At 44.0% G+C, this 26,808-nt stretch carries 19 protein-coding genes, 7 tRNA genes and 3 rRNA genes; 2 read left to right on the forward strand and 27 right to left on the reverse strand.

Going from position 1 to position 26,808, the window contains the following annotated elements:
• The 8 genes from ACRPI0_RS13240 to groES form a co-directional block, all read right to left on the reverse strand.
• Window positions 1-1,845 carry a BC_2427 family protein gene (locus ACRPI0_RS13240; protein WP_432353154.1) on the reverse strand — a complete coding sequence of 615 codons (1,845 nt, stop codon included), beginning with the start codon at window positions 1,843-1,845 and terminating at the stop codon, window positions 1-3.
• 322 nt (window positions 1,846-2,167) lie between these two features.
• Complete coding sequence (locus ACRPI0_RS13245; RefSeq protein WP_432353155.1) at window positions 2,168-2,695, reverse strand: YceI family protein; 528 nt, start codon at window positions 2,693-2,695, stop codon at window positions 2,168-2,170.
• A gap of 94 nt (window positions 2,696-2,789) precedes the next feature.
• Window positions 2,790-3,401: an alpha/beta hydrolase gene (locus ACRPI0_RS13250; protein WP_432355965.1), complete on the reverse strand. Its 612-nt coding sequence runs from the start codon at window positions 3,399-3,401 to the stop codon at window positions 2,790-2,792.
• Window positions 3,402-3,415: 14 nt separating this feature from the next.
• Window positions 3,416-4,399: a ring-cleaving dioxygenase gene (locus tag ACRPI0_RS13255; protein ID WP_432353156.1), complete on the reverse strand. Its 984-nt coding sequence runs from the start codon at window positions 4,397-4,399 to the stop codon at window positions 3,416-3,418.
• A 527-nt stretch (window positions 4,400-4,926) separates the two neighbouring features.
• Complete coding sequence (locus ACRPI0_RS13260; RefSeq protein ID WP_432353157.1) at window positions 4,927-6,468, reverse strand: BCCT family transporter; 1,542 nt, start codon at window positions 6,466-6,468, stop codon at window positions 4,927-4,929.
• Between the two features lie 630 nt (window positions 6,469-7,098).
• Window positions 7,099-7,668, reverse strand: a complete 570-nt coding sequence (locus tag ACRPI0_RS13265; RefSeq protein ID WP_432353158.1) for an SF0329 family protein — start codon at window positions 7,666-7,668, stop codon at window positions 7,099-7,101.
• Between the two features lie 326 nt (window positions 7,669-7,994).
• A complete protein-coding gene (gene groL, locus ACRPI0_RS13270; protein ID WP_432353159.1) occupies window positions 7,995-9,629 on the reverse strand; it encodes a chaperonin GroEL in 1,635 nt (544 codons plus the stop codon).
• 51 nt (window positions 9,630-9,680) lie between these two features.
• Window positions 9,681-9,962, reverse strand: a complete 282-nt coding sequence (gene groES, locus ACRPI0_RS13275; RefSeq protein WP_317936039.1) for a co-chaperone GroES — start codon at window positions 9,960-9,962, stop codon at window positions 9,681-9,683.
• Window positions 9,963-10,165: 203 nt separating this feature from the next.
• Between groES and ACRPI0_RS13280 the strand changes: the two genes are divergently transcribed.
• Window positions 10,166-10,903: a CPBP family intramembrane glutamic endopeptidase gene (locus ACRPI0_RS13280; RefSeq protein ID WP_432353160.1), complete on the forward strand. Its 738-nt coding sequence runs from the start codon at window positions 10,166-10,168 to the stop codon at window positions 10,901-10,903.
• Between the two features lie 81 nt (window positions 10,904-10,984).
• Here the strand turns inward: ACRPI0_RS13280 and tatC are convergent, their stop codons facing one another.
• From tatC to ACRPI0_RS13295, 3 genes are all read right to left on the reverse strand, one after another.
• Window positions 10,985-11,818, reverse strand: coding sequence for a twin-arginine translocase subunit TatC (gene tatC, locus ACRPI0_RS13285; RefSeq protein WP_432353161.1), 834 nt, complete (start codon window positions 11,816-11,818; stop codon window positions 10,985-10,987).
• 17 nt (window positions 11,819-11,835) lie between these two features.
• Window positions 11,836-12,033 carry a twin-arginine translocase TatA/TatE family subunit gene (locus tag ACRPI0_RS13290; RefSeq protein ID WP_039043679.1) on the reverse strand — a complete coding sequence of 66 codons (198 nt, stop codon included), beginning with the start codon at window positions 12,031-12,033 and terminating at the stop codon, window positions 11,836-11,838.
• A gap of 67 nt (window positions 12,034-12,100) precedes the next feature.
• Entirely contained in the window at window positions 12,101-12,751 is a 651-nt protein-coding gene (locus tag ACRPI0_RS13295; RefSeq protein ID WP_432353162.1) for a redox-sensing transcriptional repressor Rex, read from the reverse strand.
• Window positions 12,752-12,879: 128 nt separating this feature from the next.
• Here ACRPI0_RS13295 and ACRPI0_RS13300 point away from each other — a divergent pair, with 128 nt between their 5' ends.
• Complete coding sequence (locus ACRPI0_RS13300) at window positions 12,880-14,808, forward strand: ABC-F family ATP-binding cassette domain-containing protein (RefSeq protein ID WP_432353163.1); 1,929 nt, start codon at window positions 12,880-12,882, stop codon at window positions 14,806-14,808.
• Between the two features lie 404 nt (window positions 14,809-15,212).
• On the opposite strand, the gene tsaD is transcribed toward ACRPI0_RS13300, so the two are convergent.
• The 16 genes from tsaD to ACRPI0_RS13380 all read right to left on the reverse strand — a co-directional run bounded on the left by tsaD (window position 15,213) and on the right by ACRPI0_RS13380 (window position 26,757).
• Window positions 15,213-16,235, reverse strand: a complete 1,023-nt coding sequence (gene tsaD / locus ACRPI0_RS13305) for a tRNA (adenosine(37)-N6)-threonylcarbamoyltransferase complex transferase subunit TsaD (protein ID WP_432355966.1) — start codon at window positions 16,233-16,235, stop codon at window positions 15,213-15,215.
• Entirely contained in the window at window positions 16,235-16,684 is a 450-nt protein-coding gene (gene rimI, locus ACRPI0_RS13310) for a ribosomal protein S18-alanine N-acetyltransferase (RefSeq protein WP_432353164.1), read from the reverse strand. The genes tsaD and rimI overlap by 1 nt, the downstream gene beginning before the upstream one ends.
• Window positions 16,677-17,387 carry a tRNA (adenosine(37)-N6)-threonylcarbamoyltransferase complex dimerization subunit type 1 TsaB gene (tsaB, locus tag ACRPI0_RS13315; RefSeq protein ID WP_432353165.1) on the reverse strand — a complete coding sequence of 237 codons (711 nt, stop codon included), beginning with the start codon at window positions 17,385-17,387 and terminating at the stop codon, window positions 16,677-16,679. The genes rimI and tsaB overlap by 8 nt, the downstream gene beginning before the upstream one ends.
• Entirely contained in the window at window positions 17,384-17,836 is a 453-nt protein-coding gene (gene tsaE / locus ACRPI0_RS13320; RefSeq protein ID WP_432353166.1) for a tRNA (adenosine(37)-N6)-threonylcarbamoyltransferase complex ATPase subunit type 1 TsaE, read from the reverse strand. Before tsaE ends, tsaB begins: the two co-directional genes overlap by 4 nt.
• Window positions 17,837-17,970: 134 nt before the next feature.
• Window positions 17,971-18,046, reverse strand: a tRNA-Asp gene (locus tag ACRPI0_RS13325).
• Window positions 18,047-18,064: 18 nt separating this feature from the next.
• A 5S ribosomal RNA gene (gene rrf, locus ACRPI0_RS13330) occupies window positions 18,065-18,180 on the reverse strand.
• A 152-nt stretch (window positions 18,181-18,332) separates the two neighbouring features.
• Window positions 18,333-21,265 (reverse strand): 23S ribosomal RNA (locus ACRPI0_RS13335).
• A gap of 297 nt (window positions 21,266-21,562) precedes the next feature.
• Window positions 21,563-23,114: ribosomal RNA gene (locus ACRPI0_RS13340) — 16S ribosomal RNA — on the reverse strand.
• Together the 16S, 23S and 5S rRNA genes with 7 tRNA genes alongside form the textbook arrangement of a ribosomal RNA operon.
• 157 nt (window positions 23,115-23,271) lie before the next feature.
• Window positions 23,272-23,345, reverse strand: a tRNA-Gly gene (locus ACRPI0_RS13345).
• Window positions 23,346-23,354: 9 nt separating this feature from the next.
• A tRNA-Arg gene (locus ACRPI0_RS13350) sits at window positions 23,355-23,431 on the reverse strand.
• A gap of 23 nt (window positions 23,432-23,454) precedes the next feature.
• Window positions 23,455-23,541: transfer RNA gene (locus ACRPI0_RS13355), tRNA-Leu, on the reverse strand.
• 98 nt (window positions 23,542-23,639) lie between these two features.
• Window positions 23,640-23,715, reverse strand: a tRNA-Lys gene (locus tag ACRPI0_RS13360).
• 79 nt (window positions 23,716-23,794) lie between these two features.
• Window positions 23,795-23,869, reverse strand: a tRNA-Gln gene (locus ACRPI0_RS13365).
• A 22-nt stretch (window positions 23,870-23,891) separates the two neighbouring features.
• A tRNA-Glu gene (locus ACRPI0_RS13370) sits at window positions 23,892-23,966 on the reverse strand.
• Between the two features lie 161 nt (window positions 23,967-24,127).
• The gene (locus tag ACRPI0_RS13375) at window positions 24,128-24,598 is read right to left on the reverse strand and encodes a SprT family protein (RefSeq protein ID WP_432355967.1); all 471 of its coding nucleotides are present in this window, start codon (window positions 24,596-24,598) and stop codon (window positions 24,128-24,130) included.
• The gene (locus ACRPI0_RS13380; protein WP_432353167.1) at window positions 24,598-26,757 is read right to left on the reverse strand and encodes a Tex family protein; all 2,160 of its coding nucleotides are present in this window, start codon (window positions 26,755-26,757) and stop codon (window positions 24,598-24,600) included. The genes ACRPI0_RS13375 and ACRPI0_RS13380 overlap by 1 nt, the downstream gene beginning before the upstream one ends.
• Window positions 26,758-26,808: the final 51 nt, after the last annotated feature.

Genomic DNA, 26,808 nt, shown 5'->3' on the forward strand with positions numbered 1-26,808 from the left:
TCACGTGTGTAGATTTTTATAGTGTTCTAACTCCTTATAGTTTACTTGAACCCCCTGTTGTTGCAGTAATTGAATTACTAATTCCAAGGTGATTTTTTCATGTAACTGAGTTCCTTCTATGGTTTGTATTTCCCTTTTGTTTTGCTTCGGTTGTGTGCTGTATTTAATGCTTTGTACGAGAATTCCTTCTACAGATAAAATTCCACACGATACCTTTCGTGTTCCGTCCCCGAGCTTTTTAGAAAACTGAGTGGGCGTGAAGTGGCAATCTGTCAGAACTACCTTTTTAGAGATTTCTTTAACTTTTAACACTTTTTCTTCAAACTGGATTACTTCTTCTATACATAGTTCAACAGTGTATTCTCCAACTACAACCGGAACTCTAATCTTTATGAACTCACGGGCATCAATTGCATGATTCGTTTCATCTTTTTTTGATGAACTATGAAGTGCATTTACAGTAGATTCGGAGCTAATAGATCCATGTTTTCCCACTTTGCTTGCCGAGGGAATGTTTGTTAAATAGATAATTTCATGAATGACTGAACTCACTAACAAACATGAAAGCTGTTCTGGATAATAAGTAGATGTACTTACAAATTGGGTATCTACTTGCACATTTTCCGAATCAGTTGTTGCTAAGAAATCAAATGAGCTTTTGTGTATTTCTCCAAAGATGGGTGAGTATTGAAAGTCATCAATAGTTACTATAGTAGAAAAGGGACTTTTAATCGTTTTACTATAAACTTCACCACTGTGGACAGGCTCCCTCATTTCATCTGCAGGATGACATGGACTAGCTTCATTTGTTTGAGTTGACTTGACAATATCTTCAGTTTCCTGTTTGGCATGTGGTTCCAGCTCTGGTTGCAAATCATTCATGTGATCTATCTCTGCAATCTCTATATGAACTGGTACAACATGATTACTAGGCGATTCTAGAGTTTTATCGACTTGTTTCGGTGGTACTTTTTTCAATAGGCTTCTCAATCGAAATAGACTCATTTGTTTGGACTCGCTATTTTTCTCTTCTAGATGAATGCTTTTTGAGTCCACTGCCTCGTCAACCTCCATGTGGACGTCCTCATCAGATATGGTGTCATATTCAGCTTTCGATTCAATAACAGGAACCATCTCAGCGATTTCTTCAATAACTGGTAACTCCTGAATAATAGGTGATTCTAAAGGTGCGTCGGTTTTGTTCGTTTGAATCGTTTTCAGTACATGCAGAAGTTGAGTGATTCCCGACTTTATAGTTTCATCTGTAGGATTTTTCGGATCTATCATTTCAACAACATCCAAAGTATTTGGCATGTTAACAATTAGTAAGGAGTCACTGCTAGTAGGGGCTTGATTATTTTCTATAGTTTTTTTAACCCTGAGCCCCAATTGGGGTTCAGGTAAATTACTATGTTCGCGTGATAATACGAAGTGGCGAGCTGGTTTTAGGTCGGTAGACTCAATCGTCTCACTCTTAGAGTCGCTTTTGTTAAAGCTGTCAGTGCGCGAAACTGGACGACTTTTTACAGATTTCGATTGAATTTCTTTTATTTTTTTGAGCACTCCAAAAATACTTGTTTCTTTACTTTCAATAATTTGTTCATGTGAATTTTGAGGAAGTGCCTTATCCGGAATACCCTTTAAATTATTTAGGTCATCTGTAGGTGTCTCGTTTACTGGATTGCCTAATCCATCTGCATCCCATTGCGTTTCAGACTCGATTAATGATTGAGAGTCATTAGTTTGTAGCTCAGTAAGATCTTGGCCTACTGTGAAAATTAAAGTCTCGTTTCGTGTTATGTTGATTTGTTGTATTTCCTCATAGTTAATCCAGGGAGATTTCATTAGATTCCACTCCTAATTAAACTAATGTCCTTATACACTATGCGTTTGTACCGGTTTTTGTTCTTTTTTTTGTGTGTACTAAACTTTCGTGTTTGTTCCAACGCTCATGACTGTTATTCACACACCACTCACAAGTTCCATGCTCTTTCTATCAATTTAATTGCCGGGTTTCGCTTGACGTTCATCATATAAAAAATCCCACCTGCCAATTCCACTATCATTGGAATTGGTAGGCGGGATTTTGTCGCAGTTGCGTAAACACCCTTATCTTCTATTTAGAAAATCATATTTAGATTACAAAAGTTTTAGATTCACTACTGAATTAGGATGCAGGGTTTACTTCAAGCTCGACTTTGATTTTGATGTCTCTACCAACTAGCACTCCACCTGTTTCAAGAGCAGTATTCCAAGTCAGCCCGAACTCTTCTCTGTTGATTTTCGTTTCCGCTTCGAACCCATATACTTCATTCCCCCATGGATCCAGTCCTTTGCCGCCGAACCCAACGTCAAAGGTTACTGCTTTCGTGACGCCTTTAATCTTCAAGTCGCCAGTAACTTTGTAATCATCGCCCGCTTTTACAATGTCAGTGGATTGGAATGTGATTTCCGAAAAGTTCTCAACATCAAAGAAATCTGCTGACTTCAAATGATTATCACGATCTACTGAATGCGTATTGAGACTTGCCACGTCGAAATTGAAAGCAACGTTTGCAGTTGTAAGATCTGTTAAGTCTGCTGCTTCAATAGTTGACGTGTACGCGTCAAATTGACCTCTCACTTTGGATACCATCATATGTTTCACTTCAAAACCTACTGTTGAGTGCGATTGGTCTACTGTCCATTTTGTCATTTCAAATTCCTCCATTTTATATAAAATTCTCTTAAATCCGATTTTTTATGCCTGTATAAACAGGTAACCTCATATGTGAAAATCCTTAGAATTTTTAACTAAAGTTTTGTTGATACCATGCTTTAGCGGCGTTCACTTCTAGCTTTGTTAATTGATGGCCTGCATGTTCCCAATGGATTCCAACCGATGCACCTGCTTCTTCCAACAAGTTCTTCAACTCAACCGATTCTTCCTGCGGACAAATCGGGTCGTTTGCTCCCGCTCCGATCCATACGTGAATCCCTGTTAAATCTGGCATGGGGACATTACGTATTGGCACCATCGGATGATGCAAAATGGCTCCCTTTACTGCATTGTCATAATGGAACAGCAAACTAGCTGCAATATTAGCACCATTTGAATAGCCGATAGCTACTATATTTGACGGGTCGAATTGGTAGTCTATGGCCGCCTGTGCTAAGAAGTCTTTCAGCTCTTTCGTCCGGAAAACTAAATCTTCTTCGTCAAATATGCCTTCTGCTAACCGTTTAAAGAAACGAGGCATACCATTCTCCAATACGTTACCACGCACACTAAGCACTGACGCTTCAGGGTCAACTAGTTCTGCTAACGACAGTAAGTCATGCTCTGTGCCGCCAGTGCCATGTAGTAGTACTAACACCGGTTTCTCTTCCTTGGTCCCTCTTCTGAAAATATGCTGCATAATTGAGTTCCCTCTTTCTACAAGTACTCTTTTTCTATGTGGAGCGTGCTCCTTACGGTGTTTATCGGCCGCACAATCGCCTCAATCTGTTCCCGTTTCCCTTCTAGAAATGGTGGCAGCGACAAAATCTCACCAACAGTTTCATAAGGTTCATCCCCCATGAAACCCGGTCCGTCTGTGGCCCATTCAAAAAGAATTCCAGGAGCTACACGAGCATATAGGGATTCAAAGAAAAATCGGTCTACATACCCGGAAGTGGTTAAACCGAATGATTGCAAACGATCAATCCACTCGTTTAACACATTCGTATCCTCTACTCGAAAAGCGGCATGGTGCACCGTTCCGTACCCTTGACGACTATCCGGAAGAGATGTGTTGTGTTCTACAATCACTTGCGCCCCATTTCCACCTTCACCCACTTCGAATAGATGCAGAGAACCTTCTGCTGCCACTTCTTTAAACAGCATCACCTTTTCAAGCATCTCTTTAAAGTAGTCAAACTGTGCTATCCGAATATGGATTGGCCCTAATCCCGTAATCGCAAATTCCAGAGGAACGGGACCCTGTTGCCATGGAGTGCCTGATACGATACCTGCGTTATGCTCATCTGAAATCAGCATATAATGTTGTTCGTCGAAATCGGTGAACGTAATGGCTTTCTTTCCGAAAACTTCTCGGATGCCCGTGTGGGTCACGTTGTATTTATCAAAGCGTTTCATCCAATAGTCCAGTGCCGCATCTGTCGGTACACGAAACCCAGTTTTGTATATCTCATTCGTGCCATGAGTCCCTTTTTGAATACCCGGAAAATCGAAAAATGTCATATCTGTACCGGCTGACCCTATATCGTCTGCAAAGAATAAATGATAGGTCCGAATATCATCCTGATTCACTGTTTTCTTAACTAACCGCATACCTAATGTGTATGTGAAAAACTCATAATTTTTTTCAGCACTGCTAGTAATCGCTGTTACATGGTGAATACCCTTCAAACCATTCATGCTGTTCTCCCCTCTCTAATTCCGTCAAATCACCTTGAATTCAAGCTATATTTAATCAAAAGATAAATAGCTTGAACTTCCAAGCTAATTTCTCTGTTACGTTGTACTTTTTATGCAAATTGCTCGCCAGTATTGTAAGCAAGCAGTTCATCTATCGTAATTTCTCCGCCAGCTGCTCAAGAAGAATTAATTACCTTGAATTCAAAGTAATAATAACACGTCATTTTTTTACAGTCAATTAGTTTGTTCCACCCGTTAAAGTAGATAAGCTTCAGATAGTGCCATGAAGCACAAAAACGTCAACTCCAATGTAAGGAGTCGACGCTTTTTAAGTTTAGACAGTTGGATTAGCGAAAGGACTTATTATATAAGCTTTCTTGATTGTTTCGATAATCATCTATGCTTTATAAAGCAGATGTATCCAAAACTGTATACGAATTGCATCGTGCACAGGCGGACATCTCATGCCTTCACTACATATTCTTCCACACAGACGACCTTCACCTTAAAAAGCGAAGCGCGCCACACTACTCTTTCTCAACAATCCCCTGTTCAATCGCCAGTATTTTCGCCACTTTCGGTGCGTACCATATGACTGGGAGTAAAAGTAGGGATACTGGAACTGCAGCTATGACGACAAATGACTGCAAAGCGCCGATTCCTCCGCCACCGATTTCGATTAGGATCGTGGCGATTGTGGCCATGATGACTGCCCAAAATACACGAACGACTTTTGGAGGATTTCCGTCACCTGTTACCGCCATGGAAATAGAATACGACATGGAGTCTACTGTTGTTACTACAAATAGCGTAGTCAAAACTAAGAATACAGTAGGCATGATGAATCCTAACGGCATTTGTTCCGCTATAGCGATAATCGCACTCGGTAATCCGCCTTCATGCAACGGACCACTGACGGAACCTGCGTTATTTAATTCGTAGAAGATACCCGTTCCGCCAAGTACCGTGAACCAAAAGTTTGTGACGATAGGTGCTATTACAGCAACTACTAAAAATATTTCACGAATTTTTCTCCCGTTGGATATTCTTGCGACGAACAATGCCACCAATGGGCCAAATCCTATAAACCATCCGAAGAAGAATAGCATCCAGCTTCCAAGCCACGCCTCGTCCCCACGGAATGTACTAATGCTCACGAAATCATTAATATACGTACCGAAGGAAGACATGAATGTGTTGACGATGAATAGCCCCGGACCGAATACGATTAGGAAGACGGCAATCACCACTACTAAGTTTACGTTCAGCTTACTTAAAAACTGAATTCCCTTCTCGATACCTGTAAGAGTGGATACGAGTACGACTCCTGTCAAAATAACGATGACCGAGAGCTGCGTTAGGAATGTATCCGGTAAACCAAAGATCGAACTAACTCCATAACTGACTTGCAACCCAAGAAAACCGATTGGACCGATTGTACCAGCGGCAGCACCTATGATACAAATTACATCGGCAGCCGTGCCCCATTTGCTAGTTAAAATTCTTTCTTTCAAAATTGGATACAATAGGGTTCTCGGTTTTAACGGCATCCCCTTATGTTTATGTGCGTAAATCAAAATGATCGAACTAATTGCACCATATACAGACCACGCAGTGAAGCCCCACGACATGTAACTTTGAGCCAATGCAGGCCCAATCGCATCAATAGTACCGGATTCTATCCCTTTGTGCATAGGAGGCACGTCTAGAAAATAATACATAGGCTCTGCTGCTGCCCAAAAGACTCCGCCTGCTCCGAGACCCGTTGTCAAAATTACGGCTACCCATTTAAAATAAGACATCTCAGGCTTCTTTGCATCGCCCAAACGGACTTTGCCATACTTTGAACCCGCTATTACCGCACCTACTACAAAGGTGGCCATCATTAGAAATTGCCAATACGCCCCGAAGTAGCGAATGGATAAATCAAACCCCTTATTTACAAAATTACTCACCTGATCTACTTTAAATAGTGAGAACAGCACGAATGCCATCAATATACCGCCACTCCATAGAAATACAGGCCAATCAATCTTTTGACGTATACTCTTCCAATATTCTCTCGTCATAGCTCTCCTCCAATTTTCGTTTCACTTACATATCTATAATGTTTTCCAAAACAGTCGCAGTTAACGCTTCCCCTTCTTCTCATATACTTTTCTACAACTTCTGCAAAAAAAAAATGCAACACGATTTGAATTCGCGTTGCATGTCTCATACAAAAACTTATATTAAAGGATATAGGTAGCCTTAGCAGCTGTCAATACGCTCCGTTATCTTCCCAATTCATTGAAAGGTCAGTTATTTAAAGGTTTTTGGCTTTGTTCAACTGAATTCAAGTCTATTGGAATAAAATCGATGGCCACTCAACTGGATACTCTCAGGATATCTTATCGCATCAAAATCACTTTGGTCGATTTAGAGGTATCCGCTAAGGTTGGGAATGAGTAATAAATGAAACAGCCTAAGGTAGCGTCGTCCTGCTGAAATCGTGCTCTAGAAATGCCTCCACTGCAACGAAGGTCGACGGCCGTCTATTACTAATTGATTTCTGTCCAAGACAAAAACGCCAACTCCTAAAAAGGAGTTGGAACTGTGAGTACCTGTGCAAGAAACTATTGCGTTTGTTTCAACAATCACAGATGTTTAAACATTCGTGATTGTTTGTCGCACAGATACCCCATACTAGTTATTTATTATCATAATGTACTAATTCGTAATTCATAAAAGTACTGAACAATTGGATGCTTCAATTTAATCTTCTCGGTCATGTTTATAATTCGTTTTTTTCCAACCCTCCTGTCCACCAAAGCTAGAATATTCAATAGGATGTCATTGCTCTCTATGCTCTCCTCTATAGGAGTGGATAAAAACTTATTAGCTACAACAATAAAATTTGATTTACTTAATGATGACTGTGCTGACAAAAGCTCCTTTGCATGTTCTGATAATTTTCTACCCCTTGCAATTACTTGTAGACGATCCTCAGGAATTATCCCCTTGGTTTCGTTTCTTACCGCTTCAATTACCTCATTGTTGATAGGAATTTGGATATCTGAATCATTCTTAATTTCTAGCTCTGTTTGATACCATCTGATTAAGGTATTTGTATCACTCATATTGAGGACATTCTTTTTATCTACCGCAATATAACAAGTTCCTGCTTTATCAGGTAAATAACGATAGCTGCTTGCACGGTATTCAACCCTTCCATTTAATGCAGGGCAGAGAAAACTCTCCAGATTTTTCTTCAATTTGCTCCAGGTCATGTAATTCCCCTTAATTTTTATATTTTAAATATTTATTGAGGCAGTCGTTCTATTATCCATAATACAATAACCATCACATCGATCCTACTAAATACAAGGGTTAGGTGTGACTTAAACTTCTGATGTATCGATAATAGTGAGCGGATAAAACATCCAGACAGATGAAACAATAACTTGTCCATCTCCATGTTACCCAAAAAACGAAAAAAAGAAGCATCTCAAAAGTTTGCACAACTAATGAGAGGCCTCGATTATAATCCTTTATGTTAGCATTTCACTTTCACCTTACATACAACCCCATACATATCAAGGGTTGAAGCGGCTTCTTACATCATGCCGCCCATTCCACCCATACCGCCCATGTCAGGCATGCCGCCACCTGCTGGTTCTGGTAGGTTAGCAACTACTGCTTCAGTCGATAGGAACATCGCTGCGACAGATGCTGCGTTTTGTAGTGCTGAACGCGTTACCTTCGTTGGATCCACGATACCTGCTTGGACCATGTTAACCCACTCGCCGTTTGCTGCGTTAAAGCCAATGCCGACTTCTTCGCGCTTCAGACGATCCACGACGATAGAACCTTCAAGACCCGCGTTTGTTGCGATCTGACGTACTGGCTCTTCAAGTGCACGAAGGACGATTTTCACGCCTGTTGCTACGTCGCCTTCTACGCCTTCAAGCAATGATTCTACTTTTTTGTATACGTTGATGAGCGCTGTACCACCACCGGAAACGATACCTTCTTCGACTGCTGCACGTGTCGAGTTCAAAGCGTCTTCGATGCGAAGTTTGCGTTCTTTTAATTCTGTTTCAGTAGCTGCACCGACTTTGATAACTGCAACGCCGCCAGCAAGTTTTGCTAGACGCTCTTGGAGTTTCTCTTTGTCGAACTCAGAAGTAGATTCTTCGAGTTGTGCACGGATTTGACCTACGCGAGCTGAGATAGTATCTGCATCTCCAGTTCCTTCTACAATCGTTGTGTTATCTTTCGTTACAACAACCTTCGAAGCTCGTCCAAGTTGTGCGATGTCTGTAGATTTCAAGTCAAGACCGATATCTTCAGTAATCACTTCGCCACCAGTTAGAATCGCGATGTCTTCAAGCATAGCTTTACGACGATCTCCGAATCCAGGAGCTTTCACTGCAACTGCATTGAACGTACCACGTAGCTTGTTCACAACAAGTGTTGCGAGTGCTTCGCCTTCAACGTCTTCAGCAATCATCAACAACGGCTTACCTTGTTGAACGACTTGCTCAAGTACTGGAAGGATTTCTTGAATGTTGTTGATTTTCTTATCTGTAATTAAGATATATGGATTGTCGAGAACTGCTTCCATCTTATCTGTGTCTGTTGCCATGTACGCAGACGCATAACCACGGTCGAATTGCATACCTTCTACTACGTCTAGCTCTGTTGTGAAACCTTTAGATTCCTCAAGTGTGATGACGCCATCGTTTCCAACGCGCTCCATCGCTTCAGCAATTAGATTACCGACTTCTTCGTCGCCTGAAGAGATTGCAGCAACTTGTGCAATTTCTTGCTTGCTTTCGATTTCATCAGAAATACCTTTCAACTCTTCAACTGCTGTTGCAACTGCTTTTTCGATACCTTTACGGATACCAACAGGGTTTGCACCAGCTGTAACGTTCTTCAAGCCTTCACGGATCATTGCTTGAGCAAGAACGGTTGCAGTTGTTGTACCGTCACCAGCGATTTCGTTTGTTTTTGAAGCCACTTCAGCCACAAGTTTCGCACCCATGTTTTCGAATGCATCTTCCAGTTCGATTTCTTTAGCAATCGTTACTCCGTCATTCGTAATCAGTGGTGAACCGAAGCTTTTCTCAAGAACGACGTTACGTCCTTTAGGTCCAAGTGTAACTTTTACAGCGTTCGCTAATGTATCCACACCGCGCATCATTGCGCTACGTGCGTCTTCGTTAAATTTAATTTCTTTAGCCATAATGAATGAGTCCCCCCTGGTTTGAATTAATTGTCAAAGTGATGCACATCCTTAGATAGTTGCTAGAATGTCGCTCTCACGTAATATTAAGTATTCATTGCCTTCATATTTAACTTCAGTACCTGCATATTTTGAGAAGATAATGCGGTCGCCTTCTTTTACTTCAAGCTCGACACGCTGGCCGTTTTCGAGAACGCGGCCTGTACCGACTGCAATAACTTTACCTTCTTGCGGCTTTTCTTTTGCGGAATCTGGTAATACGATGCCGCTTGACGTTTTTTCTTCCACTTCGATTAGTTCAATTACAATACGATCACCCAATGGTTTCAACAAATGAAACACCCTCCTCTAAACGGTTCTTCTTAATTTAGCACTCACTCAACAGGAGTGCTAATACACTACTTATCATAATAAAACGACGAATGAATTGCAAGCAAAACAAATCGTTCCTTCATACTCTTTGCGCTTCTTTTGTAAAACCGATACACTTATCAATACTTATATGGAAAGGATCGATTCTTTTGAAACAAAATACAATGAAACCTTGGATGCTATACTTGACCATCCTTCTTCTATATATCGCCATGCAATTTGGCAGTCTACCGATTTCAAAAGGCATGATTGCACTGTTCAAAGCAAATGGCTATGACGTACAGGAAGCTGCATATAATGGATTTGCATGGGGCTTGTTCGTTGCGAATATCCTAGCGATTCTCGCAATCTTCCTCGTAACTCGCTCTGACAAGAAGTTTTGGACGGTCTTTAAAGGAAAGAAAGACCCTGTCTGGAAAGCGATAGTATGGGGAGTCCTCGGATTCTTCTTGGCACTCGGTGGCCAAATGATAGCAGGTGCTATTGAACGAGCAATTGGCATTACCGAAGGATCAGCGAGTACCGCTCAGCTTACAGAAATTGCGGCTGTTGCACCGATACTCATTATCTGTATTGTACTGTTTGCTCCAATACTAGAAGAGATCGTCTTCCGGCGCGTTCTGTTCGGTGGTCTCTATACGAAAACGAACTTCTGGATTGCAACAATAGTAAGTGCCTTGGTTTTCGCTGCGGTTCACAACGAGCTAGAGCACATACTTACGTACCTTATGCCAGGGCTTGTCTTTTCATACGTTTACTATCGATCTAAGCGCATTTGGACACCGATGATTTCTCACATGCTCATGAATGGATTTGTTATGATCATCATGCTTAACCAAGACAAAATCTTGGAACTCCAAAAGCTTCAACAATCCATCATCACTTTCTTCCATTGGATTTGATACATTACCCAAATGTACAACTTTAAACACAAAAAAGACTTGCAACCGTTATCCGGTTAGCAAGTCTTTTTGTTAGGATTCTTAATCCTTCATCCGTGCATTGACTTCATCAATTTGCCGTTGTTGCTCAGCCTTCGCCTCTTCAAACAACCGCAAACGTTCTGCTTCTTCTTCTACCACTATGCGCTTCTCTTCCGCTTTTAAGAACTTACGATAACCGACGCGGGCAATGATAATGCTCACCTCATACAGCAAGAACAACGGTACAGTAACAAATAAGTGGGAGACCAAATCAGGTGGTGTAATGAACGCCGCGATGACGAACAAAACAAAGTATGCGACTTTCCTGAACTTCGTCAACACTTTCGGATCCAAAAAACCGAGTCTTGAAAGGAACAATAAGACGACCGGTAGCTGGAATACAAATCCGAATGGCAACAAGATTTGGAACAAGAACGAGAAGTATTGGTTAATACCTATCGTTTGCGTAATTCCTAAATCGGCTGATAACGTCTCCATGAACTTGATGACATAGGGCAACAGCACAAAATAGGAAAATGCAATTCCTGAAAGAAACAGGAAAAATGCAAACGGGATATAACTGAGCGTCACTCGTCGTTCCGTTTCTAATAAACCCGGTGAAACGAATGCCCAAAACTGATACATGATAATCGGCAAAATAATTACGATTCCGATGAACACAACTACTTTTAAGTAAATCGCTATCGGATCAATGACGTTGAAGGCATTTAGCGGTAAATCCGCAGCAGGGCCATTGGATTGCAAGAACTTAATAAGCGGTTTCGCTAGTAAAAATCCGCCAATGACTGAAACTGCAAAGAAAACGACGATTGTAATCAGTCGTTTTCGAATTTCTTCTATATGCTCAATAATGGTTTGTGTACGTTCTTCCATTAGACAGACATCCTAACTTATTGCACTTCTTTCTTATCTTCAACTTTTTTAACGTCTGTTTTTGCGTCGTCGTCTTCTACAAGACCCTTGGTCGCATTTTTAAATTCGCGTAGTGAAGAACCGAATGCTTTGCCGATTTCAGGCAACTTTTTCGGTCCGAAAATGAGAAGGGCAATGACAGCAATAATAAGTAGACTTCCAATACCTGGTGACATCTCGGACACCTCCCTCTGAATATGTCTATTCTACACCAAATCACACGAAATGACTATTCATGCAATCCTATAATTGTGAATCTTTTACGTCATTTTTTATGAAGTAAATAAGAGATTGCAACTCGACCGACAAGTCTATCGTATGAACACGAATCGATGGTGGAACTGTGAGTCGAATTGTCGTGAAGTTGAGAATCCCTTTAATCCCGATTGTTGCAAGCCTATCTGTCAGCTGTTGGGCAGCACGGGAAGGTACAGTCAAAATCACTAAGTCAATTCCTAGTTCAGTCAATTTCTCCTCAATTCTATCTGGATGGTATACAGGGATATCCGCAACCATCTTTCCTTCAGGAGGGGCTTTCGGGTCAAACGCAATAACAATACGTGTATTGTGGTTCTTATGAAAATTGTATTTCATGAAAGCCGATCCGAGACTACCTACACCAATTAACGCCACATCGGTTGCTTCGTCTTGATCAAGCGTCTTTCTAAAAAAACTGACGAGATAATCGACATCGTACCCATAGCCTTTACGACCAAGCGCACCAAAATGCGAAAAGTCACGACGTATCGTCGCTGCATCGATTTTCATTGCCTCACTCAATTCGCTTGAAGAAACCCTCTTCTTCCCGCTATTCGCGAAGTTTTGTAAAAATCGATAGTACAACGGCAAGCGTTTGGACGTTGCCTGGGGAATTTTAACCGGTTCTTCAGCCATCGTAAACCTCCTGCTGCTGTATCGAATCGCTTTTATCGTACAGGAGAAGCGGTCTGTTGTAAAGCCGGTGATTGCACCAATCCCCCCATTCCAGTAGACTGAAGTAGAATGAAAATAGAGGTGACACGATGATAATCTTGCAAGTGAACGGTGTAACGAAGTCGTTTTCAGGCACTGATATATTGGAAAATGTTAAGTTGGAAGTACAACACCGTGATCGTGTGGCGCTTGTCGGCCGAAATGGAGCCGGTAAATCCACACTACTTAAAATAATTGCCGGTGAAACAAGCGCCGATACTGGTGACATTATTGTCCCGAAAGGTGTCCGTATTGGATACTTGGAGCAGCATAGCGGACTCGAAACAGAGCTAACCATTTGGGATGAAATGATGACAGTGTTTGAACCGCTTCAAGCGATGGAACGTCGTTTGCGTTCTCTAGAAGCACAAATGGCAGATCCTGATGTCTACGGGGATCCCACAACTTCCGAACGCGTTATGGGGGAATACGACTCTCTCCAACTGGAATTTAAAGATAGCGGTGGATACCAATACGAGTCAGACACCCGTTCAATATTACATGGAATGCGGTTCTACCCGGAGGATTACGAGAAGTCTGTAAATCTGCTTTCAGGTGGCCAGAAGACGCGTCTTGCTCTAGCAAAAATGCTGCTGAGTAAACCCGATCTGCTTATACTCGATGAGCCGACGAACCATTTGGATATTGAAACGTTAGGTTGGCTTGAGAATTATTTGAAATCTTATGAGGGTGCTTTACTGATCGTATCCCATGACCGATACTTCCTCGACCAAGTCGTAACGCTTGTCTATGAAGTGTCCCGACGGAAAGTCGCGCGATTCACTGGAAACTACAGTGCGTACTTAGATGAAAAAGCGAAGAACTATGAAAAAGACCGGAAAATGTTCGAAAAAGAATCCGGTGAAAAAGCGAAACTCGAAGATTTCATCCAAAAGAACATTGCTCGTGCTTCGACAAGTAAAATGGCGAAGAGTCGTCGAAAACAGTTAGAACGCACTGAGTGGATGGATTCTCCTGACGGTGAGGAAAAGTCAGCGAACTTCTCGTTCACAATTGACCGTCCAAGTGGAAATGATGTACTGGCAGTTGATAAAGCAGCTGTCGGTTATGATGGCAATGCCGTTTCTTCGAATATCGACATGCGCGTATATAAACAAGACCGGATCGCAATTCTTGGACCAAACGGAGTCGGCAAATCGACATTGTTGAAAACAATAGTTCGTCAACAGGAGTTACTTGCCGGAGAAATCCGTTACGGGACGAACGTTCAGTTCGGCTACTACGACCAAAATCAGGCAACGCTTATCGGTTCAGGGACCGTGTTGCAAGAAATCTGGGATGACTGGCCACTGATGAACGAAAAGGATATCCGCAGTTTACTAGGTCGCTTTCTGTTTACGGGTGACGATGTTGGTAAGCCTGTACAATCGTTGTCTGGTGGAGAAAAAGCACGTCTTTCTCTCGCTAAGTTGATGCTCGAGAAATCAAATACACTGATATTGGATGAGCCGACGAACCATTTGGACCTGGACAGTAAAGAAGTACTCGAGAATGCATTAGATGACTTCCCTGGAACAATTCTATTCGTTTCCCACGACCGCTATTTCATTAACCGAATAGCAACCAAAGTATTCGACCTGAGCGCATCAGGAGCTGTCGAATACCTCGGTGACTATGATTACTTCGTAGAAAAGAAAATCGAACAAGCTGAATTGCTCGCGGAGTCTCTTGCTGCACAGCAACCAACAGTTGTTGCGAAAAGTCGTCCACAGGAAGTGGATAAAGAACGTCAGAAAGCGGAACGTCGTCTAAATAGAGCCATTGAGCAAGTAGAAGTGAGCATGGCTAAGCTGGACGAACAAATCGCTTCGTTACAAGATGAGTTAAGCAAGCCAGAACACGCTGATGATCATGTGAAGTTGATGGAACTACAAGCAGAGATTGATTCGCTACAGGAAACTCATGATACGCAAGCAGAGGAATGGCTCGAGATGCAAGAAGAACTCGAAACCATATAACAAACTCCACAAGCAGCGGACACTTCCGCTGCTTTTTTTAATTCGATTCTGCGCACGAACTAAGCGTGGTCACTTTTTAGCAAATCAAGGTGAAATCCGTCACCGGTCAACAGATGTACACCCCAATTCGACATCTTATCAAACTCGTTTTCCACAATCTTATCCACACTAAAAATACCGGTTTTATCGCAATCCACAAAGTTATCCACGTTATCCACATAAAAAGCATTTTTGATCCACAAAGTTATTCAACCTTCTAGCTTCACTTATCCACCTTACACTACCTTATGCACACCTTATCCACAAATTGTGCATAAGTACGAATGTTCTCTATTGACAAACCCTTTTCTCTAAATATCAAAAAAACATGGAATTCGTCAAATTCTGACGATTTCCATGTTTGATTAGTTACTCCACGAGGACAGTTGAATTCCCGGTCTTCCGTTCATAGAAAGATCCCCTCGAACCCCACTTAAATACATCTCTGTTCCTGCAGCGGCAATCATTGCTGCATTGTCTGTACATAGTGAGATGGGAGGCACGCTGAACGGAATACCTTGTTCAGTAAAAGCTTGCTCCAGTGAAGCTCTTAAGCCTTTATTCGCTGCAACTCCACCAGCTGCAATCACTTGCTTCACTTGGTACTCTTTCGCTGCTCGTACTGCTTTAACAGTAATGACTTCTACAACACTTTGTTGGAATCCAGCAGCCACGGCTCCAGCATCTAACGTACCTCCGCGCTGTTCCAAGTTGTGCTTATAATTAATGACTGCAGATTTAAGGCCACTGAAACTAAAATCGTATGAATCCTTTTCTAGCCATGCTCTTGGAAATTCAACGGCTGTGTCACTCGCAAGTGCTAGCTTATCTACATGGGGTCCTCCTGGATATGGAAGTCCCAGCACACGAGCTACTTTATCATACGCTTCACCTGCTGCGTCATCACGTGTCTCTCCAATAAGCTCAAAGGATCCGTGCTCGCGCATAATGACCATTTCCGTATGTCCACCTGAAACAATTAGTGCGAGCAACGGAAACTCCATCGGCTCTACAAGTTGATTGGCGTAAATATGCCCTGCAATGTGATGCACACCTATAATCGGAAGTGAATTCGCAAAGGCAAATGCTTTAGCTGCATTTATACCTATGAGAAGAGCTCCTACAAGCCCAGGTCCTTCTGTAACAGCTACCGCATCCAGTTCAGCTGGCGTTAGCTGTGCTTCCTGTAATGCCTGCTCAATGACAACTGTTATTTCTTCTACGTGATGACGTGAAGCGATTTCCGGAACAACTCCACCAAAGCGCTTTTGGCTTTCGATTTGCGAAGCGACAACGTTCGAAACAATTACAGTTCCATTTTTAACAATCGATGCTGCCGTTTCATCACAACTCGTTTCAATTCCTAGTATATACACATCTTTTTTCATCATAATTCCACCCACATGACGAGCGCATCTTCATGGTCGTCAGAATAATAGTTTTTACGAATTCCACCATCTTTAAAGTCGAGCTTACGATACAAATTTCTAGCTGTCTCGTTACTCACACGAACTTCTAGCGACATAGCGACCACGCCGTTACTCCGGCATAGGTTCATGGCTTGACGCATGAGTGCTTCCCCGATCCCGTGCCCTTGATGACTTTTACGGACAGCCACATTCGTGATATGACATTCATCAAGTACGACCCACATACCAACGTGGCCGACTACTTCGTTCTCGCACACCGCGACTATGTATGTAGCATAATCGTTTCCTGTCAGTTCATGTGCAAATACTTCAGCAGACCACGGTGTCGTGAAGACTTCTGTTTCTGTAGCGACAACTGCTTCGATATCCTTGGCATCCATTTGACGATAGACAATTGCATCAATCATTTGAAGTCACCTGTTTTTGGTCGTTCAGCCAATTCGTTTCTGCTTCTGTAACCCGATGGTAATTCGGAACAAACTGATGGATGTCTACAGTAGGCACACGTTGTTCTGCCAGACTGATTACTTGTGAAGCACGTGGAAGTTGTTGAGGAAACGGAGCAAAAACCGCCTGCTCACCGAGCGCTGCACTAATTTTTGTTTTGTGAATATCCACATCCACACCGATAAATAATACAGGCTGATCGATCACAGCGATATCTTCCAGAAACTCATCAAGAGAGCCATGTCGGTCTACCCAGATTCGATGTAGTCGTTCATCCTTGGATTTATAAAGTCCACTATAAACATTGCCACGTCGTGCATCAAAGATCGGGCAAATAACACCTTCAAAAGGAACTGCGTTTGCTGCAATCACTTCTAAACTAGATACTCCAACCAATGGGATTTTCAACGTCCAAGCAAGCGTTTTCGCCAGTGTCACACCAATACGGACACCTGTGTAAGATCCTGGCCCTTGAGAGACTGCAATTGCCTCTAAATCGGCAGGACGCAAGTTCGCTTCTTTTAATAAATGTTCAATTGCTGGCATGGCTTGAATGGAGTGTGTCCGTGCAAACGATGACGTTTGCTCACACAAAATACGTCCATCCTGTACAAGAGCTACGGACAAAGGTGCATTCGCTGTATCAATTCCTAACCAAATCATCGGGTAATCGCCTCACAAATCTTAATAAAATGACTTCCAGTCGGTTCAAATTCAATCGTGCGAGCGGTGTCGCCCGTCCGAGTAATACGAATAGCAAGTCGATCCTGCGGGAGATCCTGTTCAATGTACTGGGCCCATTCAACAATGGAAATAGCCTCTCCATAAAACAACTCGTCCCATCCTAAATCTTCTTCACTATTCTCTAAGCGATAGACATCCAAGTGATTCAAGGGATAGGTGCCTTCATATTGTTTAATAATCGTAAAGGTCGGGCTACTTACCGTCCGCTCCACCCCAAGACCTTTAGCAAGTGCTTGGGTAAATGTAGTCTTCCCTGCCCCGAGATCGCCTTCAAGTGTAACGACATCAGGCGGCGTCAGTAGTTTAGCTAATTGGTGTGCAAGACGCACGGTTTCCTCAAGAGAGGTAACATGTATTTGTTTCTTCATAATAGAATCCGATCCTTTTCAAGTGATGTATTCAGTGTACCGGAAAATGCACGGAACCGCACACCGTATGCATATAATCATAAAAAAACCGACCCAGGGATATCCCCCAAATCGGTTTGTAAGTTTAAATTAAATGGCGGTCCCGACCGGGATCGAACCGGCGATCTCCTGCGTGACAGGCAGGCATGTTAACCGCTACACCACGGGACCAAATAATAAAATGAAACTGCCTGGCAACGTCCTACTCTCACAGGGGGAAGCCCCCTACTACCATCGGCGCTGAAGAACTTAACTTCCGTGTTCGGTATGGGAACGGGTGTGACCTCTTCGCCATCATTACCAGACAATCTTGCTAATCCTTTTTCAAGGACATTTACTATTATATACTACATAGTATGCAATACACAAGAGTTTTTTTGAAAGAATTTTTATTCATTCAAAACTGGATAAAATCAACATTGAATTCAAGACAGCCTTACGGCTCTCTAACTTATATTTGGGAAAGTCCTCGATCTATTAGTATCTGTCAGCTCCACATGTCGCCATGCTTCCACACCAGACCTATCCACCTCATCATCTTTGAGGGATCTTACTTACTTGCGTAATGGGAAATCTCATCTCGAGGGGGGCTTCATGCTTAGATGCTTTCAGCATTTATCCCGTCCACACATAGCTACCCAGCGATGCCTTTGGCAAGACAACTGGTACACCAGAGGTGTGTCCATCCCGGTCCTCTCGTACTAAGGACAGCTCCTCTCAAATTTCCTGCGCCCGCGACGGATAGGGACCGAACTGTCTCACGACGTTCTGAACCCAGCTCGCGTACCGCTTTAATGGGCGAACAGCCCAACCCTTGGGACCGACTACAGCCCCAGGATGCGATGAGCCGACATCGAGGTGCCAAACCTCCCCGTCGATGTGGACTCTTGGGGGAGATAAGCCTGTTATCCCCGGGGTAGCTTTTATCCGTTGAGCGATGGCCCTTCCATGCGGAACCACCGGATCACTAAGCCCGTCTTTCGACCCTGCTCGACTTGTAGGTCTCGCAGTCAAGCTCCCTTATGCCTTTGCACTCTACGAATGATGTCCGACCATTCTGAGGGAACCTTTGGGCGCCTCCGTTACTCTTTAGGAGGCGACCGCCCCAGTCAAACTGTCCGCCTGACACTGTCTCCTGCCCGGATCACGGGCAAGGGTTAGAAGTCCAATACAGCCAGGGTAGTATCCCACCATTGCCTCCTCCGAAGCTAGCGCTCCGGTCTCTTAGGCTCCTACCTATCCTGTACAGGCTGCACCGGAATTCAATATCAGGCTACAGTAAAGCTCCACGGGGTCTTTCCGTCCTGTCGCGGGTAATGCGCATCTTCACGCATATTATAATTTCACCGAGTCTCTCGTTGAGACAGTGCCCAGATCGTTACGCCTTTCGTGCGGGTCGGAACTTACCCGACAAGGAATTTCGCTACCTTAGGACCGTTATAGTTACGGCCGCCGTTTACTGGGGCTTCAATTCAAAGCTTCGCTTGCGCTAACCTCTCCTCTTAACCTTCCAGCACCGGGCAGGCGTCAGCCCCTATACGTCACCTTACGGTTTTGCAGAGACCTGTGTTTTTGCTAAACAGTCGCCTGGGCCTATTCACTGCGGCTCTCTCGGGCTATTCACCCTACCAGAGCACCCCTTCTCCCGAAGTTACGGGGTCATTTTGCCGAGTTCCTTAACGAGAGTTCTCTCGATCACCTTAGGATTCTCTCCTCGCCTACCTGTGTTGGTTTGCGGTACGGGTACCTCCCACCTCGTTAGAGGCTTTTCTTGGCAGTGTGAAATCAGGGACTCCAGGGTATACACCCCTTGCCATCACAGCTCAATGTATTAGAAACGGGATTTGCCTCGTTTCACACCTCACTGCTTAGACGCGCATAACCAACAGCGCGCTCACCCTATCCTTCTGCGTCACCCCATCACTCAAACGGTGGGGAGGTAGTACAGGAATATCAACCTGTTGTCCATCGTCTACGCCTATCGGCCTCGACTTAGGTCCCGACTGACCCTGAGTGGACGAGCCTTCCTCAGGAAACCTTGGGCATTCGGTGGAAGGGATTCTCACCCTTCTTTCGCTACTCATACCGGCATTCTCACTTCCAAGCGCTCCACCAGTCCTTCCGGTCTAGCTTCAACGCCCTTGGAACGCTCTCCTACCACTGACACCAAAGGTGTCAATCCGCAGTTTCGGTGATTCGTTTAGCCCCGATACATTTTCGGCGCAGCGCCACTCGACCAGTGAGCTATTACGCACTCTTTAAATGATGGCTGCTTCTGAGCCAACATCCTGGTTGTCTGGGCAGCGCCACATCCTTTTCCACTTAACGAATACTTTGGGACCTTAACTGGCGGTCTGGGCTGTTTCCCTCTCGACTATGGACCTTATCACCCATAGTCTGACTCCCAAACATAAATCATCGGCATTCGGAGTTTGTCTGAATTCGGTAACCCGGGATGGGCCCCTAGTCCAAACAGTGCTCTACCTCCGAGATTCTTAACGTTTGAGGCTAGCCCTAAAGCTATTTCGGAGAGAACCAGCTATCTCCAGGTTCGATTGGAATTTCACCGCTACCCACACCTCATCCCCGCACTTTTCAACGTACGTGGGTTCGGGCCTCCAGTAAGTGTTACCTTACCTTCACCCTGGACATGGGTAGATCACCTGGTTTCGGGTCTACGACCCCATACTCATTCGCCCTATTCAGACTCGCTTTCGCTGCGGCTCCGCATTCTCTGCTTAACCTCGCATGGAATCGTAACTCGCCGGTTCATTCTACAAAAGGCACGCCATCACCCATTAACGGGCTCTGACAACTTGTAGGCACACGGTTTCAGGATCTATTTCACTCCCCTTCCGGGGTGCTTTTCACCTTTCCCTCACGGTACTGGTTCACTATCGGTCACTAGGGAGTATTTAGCCTTGGGAGATGGTCCTCCCGGATTCCGACGGAATTTCACGTGTTCCGCCGTACTCAGGATCCACTCTGGAGGGGATGAATTTTCGGTTACGGGGCTTTTACCCTCTTTGGCGGACCTTTCCAGATCGCTTCGCCTAACTCATCCTTTTGTAACTCCGTATAGAGTGTCCTACAACCCCAGGAAGCAAGCTTCCTGGTTTGGGCTTTTCCCGTTTCGCTCGCCGCTACTCAGGGAATCGATTTTTCTTTCTCTTCCTCCGGATACTTAGATGTTTCAGTTCTCCGGGTTTGCCTCGTATTTGCTATGTATTCACAAATACGTACCATCCTATTAAAGATGGTGGGTTTCCCCATTCGGAAATCTTCGGATCAAAGCTTACTTACAGCTCCCCGAAGCATATCGGTGTTAGTGCCGTCCTTCTTAGGCTCCTAGTGCCAAGGCATCCACCGTGCGCCCTTTCTAACTTAACCAAAAGTTAACGTTCTTCTTTCAATCAGCGATGATTAAAAAGAAAGAACAAAAGAATCGCTGTTCGGCTCACATAAATGTGTCCGACTCGGTTGATTATCTTGATTTGTTGCTTCAATGTTGTTTTATCCAGTTTTCAATGAACAAGTTTTGAAGAATATATAAGAAACGACGATTGCTCGAAGTACCATATAAACCTTCAAAACTGAACGCAAAATGTCAACGCTATGAACCAAAGGTTCATTTCCGAATGTGCAGCTTCTTCATCACAAGGATGTTCCACTGACATATATCCTTAGAAAGGAGGTGATCCAGCCGCACCTTCCGATACGGCTACCTTGTTACGACTTCACCCCAATCATCTGTCCCACCTTCGGCGGCTAGCTCCCCTAAGGGTTACCCCACCGACTTCGGGTGTTACAAACTCTCGTGGTGTGACGGGCGGTGTGTACAAGACCCGGGAACGTATTCACCGTGGCATGCTGATCCACGATTACTAGCGATTCCGGCTTCATGCAGGCGAGTTGCAGCCTACAATCCGAACTGGGAACGGTTTTCTGGGATTCGCTTACCCTCGCGGGTTTGCAGCCCTCTGTACCGTCCATTGTAGCACGTGTGTAGCCCAGGTCATAAGGGGCATGATGATTTGACGTCATCCCCACCTTCCTCCGGTTTGTCACCGGCAGTCACCTTAGAGTGCCCAACTGAATGATGGCAACTAAGATTAAGGGTTGCGCTCGTTGCGGGACTTAACCCAACATCTCACGACACGAGCTGACGACAACCATGCACCACCTGTCACCACTGTCCCCGAAGGGAAAGGCATGTCTCCATGCCGGTCAGTGGGATGTCAAGACCTGGTAAGGTTCTTCGCGTTGCTTCGAATTAAACCACATGCTCCACCGCTTGTGCGGGTCCCCGTCAATTCCTTTGAGTTTCAGCCTTGCGGCCGTACTCCCCAGGCGGAGTGCTTAATGCGTTAGCTGCAGCACTAAGGGGCGGAAACCCCCTAACACTTAGCACTCATCGTTTACGGCGTGGACTACCAGGGTATCTAATCCTGTTTGCTCCCCACGCTTTCGCGCCTCAGCGTCAGTTACAGACCAGAAAGCCGCCTTCGCCACTGGTGTTCCTCCACATCTCTACGCATTTCACCGCTACACGTGGAATTCCGCTTTCCTCTTCTGTACTCAAGTCCCCCAGTTTCCAATGACCCTCCACGGTTGAGCCGTGGGCTTTCACATCAGACTTAAAGGACCGCCTGCGCGCGCTTTACGCCCAATAATTCCGGACAACGCTTGCCACCTACGTATTACCGCGGCTGCTGGCACGTAGTTAGCCGTGGCTTTCTGACGAGGTACCGTCAAGGTACGGGCAGTTACTCCCGTACGTGTTCTTCCCTCGCAACAGAGCTTTACGATCCGAAAACCTTCTTCACTCACGCGGCATTGCTCCATCAGACTTTCGTCCATTGTGGAAGATTCCCTACTGCTGCCTCCCGTAGGAGTCTGGGCCGTGTCTCAGTCCCAGTGTGGCCGATCACCCTCTCAGGTCGGCTACGCATCGTTGCCTTGGTAGGCCATTACCCCACCAACTAGCTAATGCGCCGCGGGCCCATCCTGCAGTGACAGCCGAAACCGTCTTTCAGAGTTCCTTCATGCGAAGGAACTGATTATTCGGTATTAGCCCCGGTTTCCCGGAGTTATCCCCATCTGCAGGGCAGGTTGCCCACGTGTTACTCACCCGTCCGCCGCTAATCAAAAGGAGCAAGCTCCAATTGATTCGCTCGACTTGCATGTATTAGGCATGCCGCCAGCGTTCGTCCTGAGCCAGGATCAAACTCTCCATAAAGAGAATTGATTGCTCAATTCGTACTGGCATCATTTAAGATGTCTATCAGATCAATTAAGATCTGTTTGTGTTTGTTTACCGGTAAAACCAGTTTCCCAAACGATATTTCGTTGACATTTTGCTGTTCAGTTTTCAAGGTTCATAAGGTTATAAATAATGGAGCGGGTGAAGGGAATCGAACCCTCATCATCAGCTTGGAAGGCTGAGGTTTTACCACTAAACTACACCCGCGTTATATGATGGCGCGCCCGGCAGAAGTCGAATCCACAACCTTCTGATCCGTAGTCAGACGCTCTATCCAATTGAGCTACGGGCGCTCGCTAAGATCTATAAGTATATTTGGTGCGGTAAAGAGGACTTGAACCTCCACGGGGTTAACCCCCACTAGGCCCTCAACCTAGCGCGTCTGCCATTCCGCCACTACCGCTTAATTTATTATTTTTTCGACATCCTTTATTATACATGATAAGTAAAGTTTGTCAAGCGTTAAGTTCAAGTTTTAAGTTTTAAGTTTTTAATAGTAAATGGTGAGCCATGCAGGATTCGAACCTGCGACCCTCTGATTAAAAGTCAGATGCTCTACCAACTGAGCTAATGGCTCGTACAATTTGAACTTAGATAGTGCTAGAAATACCTTTTGGTACTTCCCGCAAAGTTTCTCAAACAGAGTTTGAAAAACTTGGCTGGGGTAGCTGGATTCGAACCAACGAGTGACGGAGTCAAAGTCCGTTGCCTTACCGCTTGGCTATACCCCACAATTACTATTTAGAAAGAACATGGTGACCCCTACGGGATTCGAACCCGTGTTACCGCCGTGAAAGGGCGGTGTCTTAACCGCTTGACCAAGGGGCCGTTATGATTGTTGTAGTTTGTCGTTTGTCGTTGTTGTTCCTTGTCGACTTTTATTATTATAGACAGTCTTTCGCTATTCGTCAACACTTTTTGTGAAACTTTTTTAAAAAACGTCCAATCCCTTGATATAACGGGGATTGGACGTTAAAGAAATATCGCTTTTACTTCGTTTCTTTTAGCACGCCGTGACATTTCCCACACCGGTATCGTTGCGTGTCTACGCGTCTCTTCCGCTCATATCTTAGACCACACTGCATACATGAGTAGATTCGGATCGACCTAGAAGATAGTTTACGACTTTTAAGTGACTTGCAAAATCTCGGGGAATTCGTTTTTTTTAATAGAGCTTTAAAATCAGAATCACCGTGTTTGTAGCCTCTTCCTTCTATATGAAGATGATAGTGACATAATTCATGTTTTATCACACCCACTACTTCATCCCTACCAAATTCTTTCTCGATTTGAGGATTCACTTCAATAGAATGATCCGACAGCATATACCTACCACCAGTCGTCCGAAGCCGACTGTTATAACTAACTACATGTTGAAAAGGTTTATGAAACCATTGCATCGATAATGCTTCAGTGAGCGCCTGTAATTCAGGTATCGTTAGGATTGGCTCATTCTGCATCATTTTTTAGTTGGGGGTAACATCGTTAGAGCAATTCTACCTTTAGCTTTGTCTACAGTCTCAACCCATACTGTTACAATGTCTCCTGAAGCCACAACATCCAATGGATGCTTAACGAACCCCTTTTTCAACTTAGAGATATGAACGAGTCCATCTTCGTGAACCCCAATATCAACGAACGCACCAAAATCGACAACATTTCGCACTGTTCCCTGCATTTCCATTCCTTCATGCAGATCTTTCATATCTAAAACATCTGCTTTTAAGAGTGGCTGCGGGTACTCTTCACGTGGATCACGATTCGGTCGTTTCAACGTTTCGATTACGTCGTTGACAGTTACAGTACCAATGTTCAACTTATTCGCTAGTTGTTGACTCGATATTTTATCAAGTGCATCGATAGCTTCAGCTGACCCGATTTGTTTTTTTGTGATGCCTGCATCCTTTAAAATCTCCTCGGCTAGTCCGTAACTTTCAGGATGAATCCCTGTTCCATCAAATAATTCTTTAGCATTCGGCACTCTTAGGAAACCGATTGCTTGTTCATAAGTCTTCGCACCCAAACGTGGAATTTTCTTCAACTGAATTCTTTTTTCGAACTGACCTTCTTCTTCACGTTTCTTCACAATATTTTCAGCTACCGTCTTAGACAAACCTGCAACATATTGCAGTAACGACGCAGAAGCAGTATTCACATTGACTCCCACTCGGTTTACTGCAGTTTCTACGACAAAAGATAGAGACTCTGCTAGTTGCTTTTTAGGAACGTCATGCTGATATTGGCCGACACCGATTGATTCGGGATCAATTTTAACTAATTCAGACAGTGGATCTTGCAATCTCCTGGCAATTGAAATTGCACTACGTTGCTCAACTTGAAGATCCGGAAATTCAGAACGCGCCTGTGCAGAAGCTGAATATACACTTGCCCCAGCTTCATTGACAATGACATAGGCTACTTCAGTAACGGCTTCCTTAATCGTTTCAGCAATGAACTTTTCTGTCTCTCTAGATGCAGTTCCGTTGCCTATCGCTATTAGTTTTATGTCGTATTTCTTCAGCAACTGCAAGACAATTTTCTTGGATGCCTCTTTTTGAGCTTTAGGAGGATGTGGATAAATTACTGAGATCTCCATATTTTTGCCCGTTTCATCTATGACTGCAAGTTTGCACCCAGTACGGAATGCCGGATCTACACCTAGCACCATACGTCCTTTTAACGGTGGCTGTAATAGTAAACTTTTTAAGTTCTCCGCAAATACATGAATTGCTTGCGCTTCCGCTTTTTCTGACAACGCAGTTCTAATTTCACGTTCTACAGAAGGCGCAATTAATCGCTTGAAAGAGTCTTCCAATGCTTCTTTTACTTGCGAAGTAGCTGGAGACGATTCTCGTTTAATAACACTTCGTTCCAAGTCTCCGACAATTCGATCTGCTGGAAACCCTACAGAAACACGTAATACATCTTCTTTTTCACCACGGTTAAGTGCTAGGACACGGTGCGGAACTACTTTAGACAAAGGTTCCTCATACTCGTAGTACATTTCATAGATACTTTTTTCATCTTGAGCATCTTTACGTTTTGCGGAGATGATTGTCCCACTAGACCAGCTGACTTTCCGAATCTTTTCACGCAAAGTGGCATCATCCGCAATGCGTTCAGCAATAATATCTTGCGCACCTGCCAACGCTTCTTCGACAGTGTTTACTTCTTTTTCTTGGTCAATGAACGCTTTTGCTAACGTTTCTGTAGGTTGATTTGTAAATTGTAAGAGTTGATCTGCTAGCTCGTTCAATCCTTTTTCAATCGCAATCATGGCACGCGTGCGCCGCTTTTGCTTGTAAGGGCGATACAAGTCTTCAAGACGTTGTAAAACGTCGGCAGTTACAATTTGTTGTTCCAGCTCGGGTGTTAGTTTGCCTTGTTCCCCTATCAGACGGAGCACTTCTTCTTTTCGCTGCTCTAATCCTTTGCTGTACTGATAAGCATCTTCAATATCTTTAATTTGAACTTCATCTAATGAGCCGGTTGCTTCTTTACGATATCGTGCAATGAAAGGTACCGTATTCCCCTCATCCAATAACGCTACAACTTGCTTGGTTTGTTTCAACGGAAGTGCTGCACGTTTTGCGGTTAGTTCTAAAATTCGTTCTGACATTTCCATTCCCCCATTCATTCCTTCTTAGTTTACCATGAAAATGGACACAAA

Origin of the sequence: Sporosarcina sp. A2, assembly GCF_050858885.1 — a bacterium.
GTDB lineage: Bacteria > Bacillota > Bacilli > Bacillales_A > Planococcaceae > Sporosarcina.

What these genes read in the sequence shown, in the direction of transcription:
- groL (WP_432353159.1), bottom strand. Translation starts at nt 9,629, where the DNA reads ATGGCTAAAGAAATTAAATTTAACGAAGACGCACGTAGCGCAATGATG.
- ACRPI0_RS13265 (WP_432353158.1), bottom strand. Translation starts at nt 7,668, where the DNA reads ATGACCTGGAGCAAATTGAAGAAAAATCTGGAGAGTTTTCTCTGCCCT.
- ACRPI0_RS13240 (WP_432353154.1), bottom strand. Translation starts at nt 1,845, where the DNA reads ATGAAATCTCCCTGGATTAACTATGAGGAAATACAACAAATCAACATA.
- tatC (WP_432353161.1), bottom strand. Translation starts at nt 11,818, where the DNA reads ATGGAAGAACGTACACAAACCATTATTGAGCATATAGAAGAAATTCGA.
- rimI (WP_432353164.1), bottom strand. Translation starts at nt 16,684, where the DNA reads ATGATTGATGCAATTGTCTATCGTCAAATGGATGCCAAGGATATCGAA.
- ACRPI0_RS13280 (WP_432353160.1), top strand. Translation starts at nt 10,166, where the DNA reads ATGAAACCTTGGATGCTATACTTGACCATCCTTCTTCTATATATCGCC.
- ACRPI0_RS13380 (WP_432353167.1), bottom strand. Translation starts at nt 26,757, where the DNA reads ATGTCAGAACGAATTTTAGAACTAACCGCAAAACGTGCAGCACTTCCG.
- tsaB (WP_432353165.1), bottom strand. Translation starts at nt 17,387, where the DNA reads ATGATTTGGTTAGGAATTGATACAGCGAATGCACCTTTGTCCGTAGCT.
- ACRPI0_RS13260 (WP_432353157.1), bottom strand. Translation starts at nt 6,468, where the DNA reads ATGACGAGAGAATATTGGAAGAGTATACGTCAAAAGATTGATTGGCCT.
- ACRPI0_RS13375 (WP_432355967.1), bottom strand. Translation starts at nt 24,598, where the DNA reads ATGCAGAATGAGCCAATCCTAACGATACCTGAATTACAGGCGCTCACT.
- tsaE (WP_432353166.1), bottom strand. Translation starts at nt 17,836, where the DNA reads ATGAAGAAACAAATACATGTTACCTCTCTTGAGGAAACCGTGCGTCTT.
- ACRPI0_RS13255 (WP_432353156.1), bottom strand. Translation starts at nt 4,399, where the DNA reads ATGAATGGTTTGAAGGGTATTCACCATGTAACAGCGATTACTAGCAGT.
- ACRPI0_RS13245 (WP_432353155.1), bottom strand. Translation starts at nt 2,695, where the DNA reads ATGACAAAATGGACAGTAGACCAATCGCACTCAACAGTAGGTTTTGAA.
- ACRPI0_RS13290 (WP_039043679.1), bottom strand. Translation starts at nt 12,033, where the DNA reads ATGTCACCAGGTATTGGAAGTCTACTTATTATTGCTGTCATTGCCCTT.
- tsaD (WP_432355966.1), bottom strand. Translation starts at nt 16,235, where the DNA reads ATGAAAAAAGATGTGTATATACTAGGAATTGAAACGAGTTGTGATGAA.
- ACRPI0_RS13295 (WP_432353162.1), bottom strand. Translation starts at nt 12,751, where the DNA reads ATGGCTGAAGAACCGGTTAAAATTCCCCAGGCAACGTCCAAACGCTTG.
- ACRPI0_RS13300 (WP_432353163.1), top strand. Translation starts at nt 12,880, where the DNA reads ATGATAATCTTGCAAGTGAACGGTGTAACGAAGTCGTTTTCAGGCACT.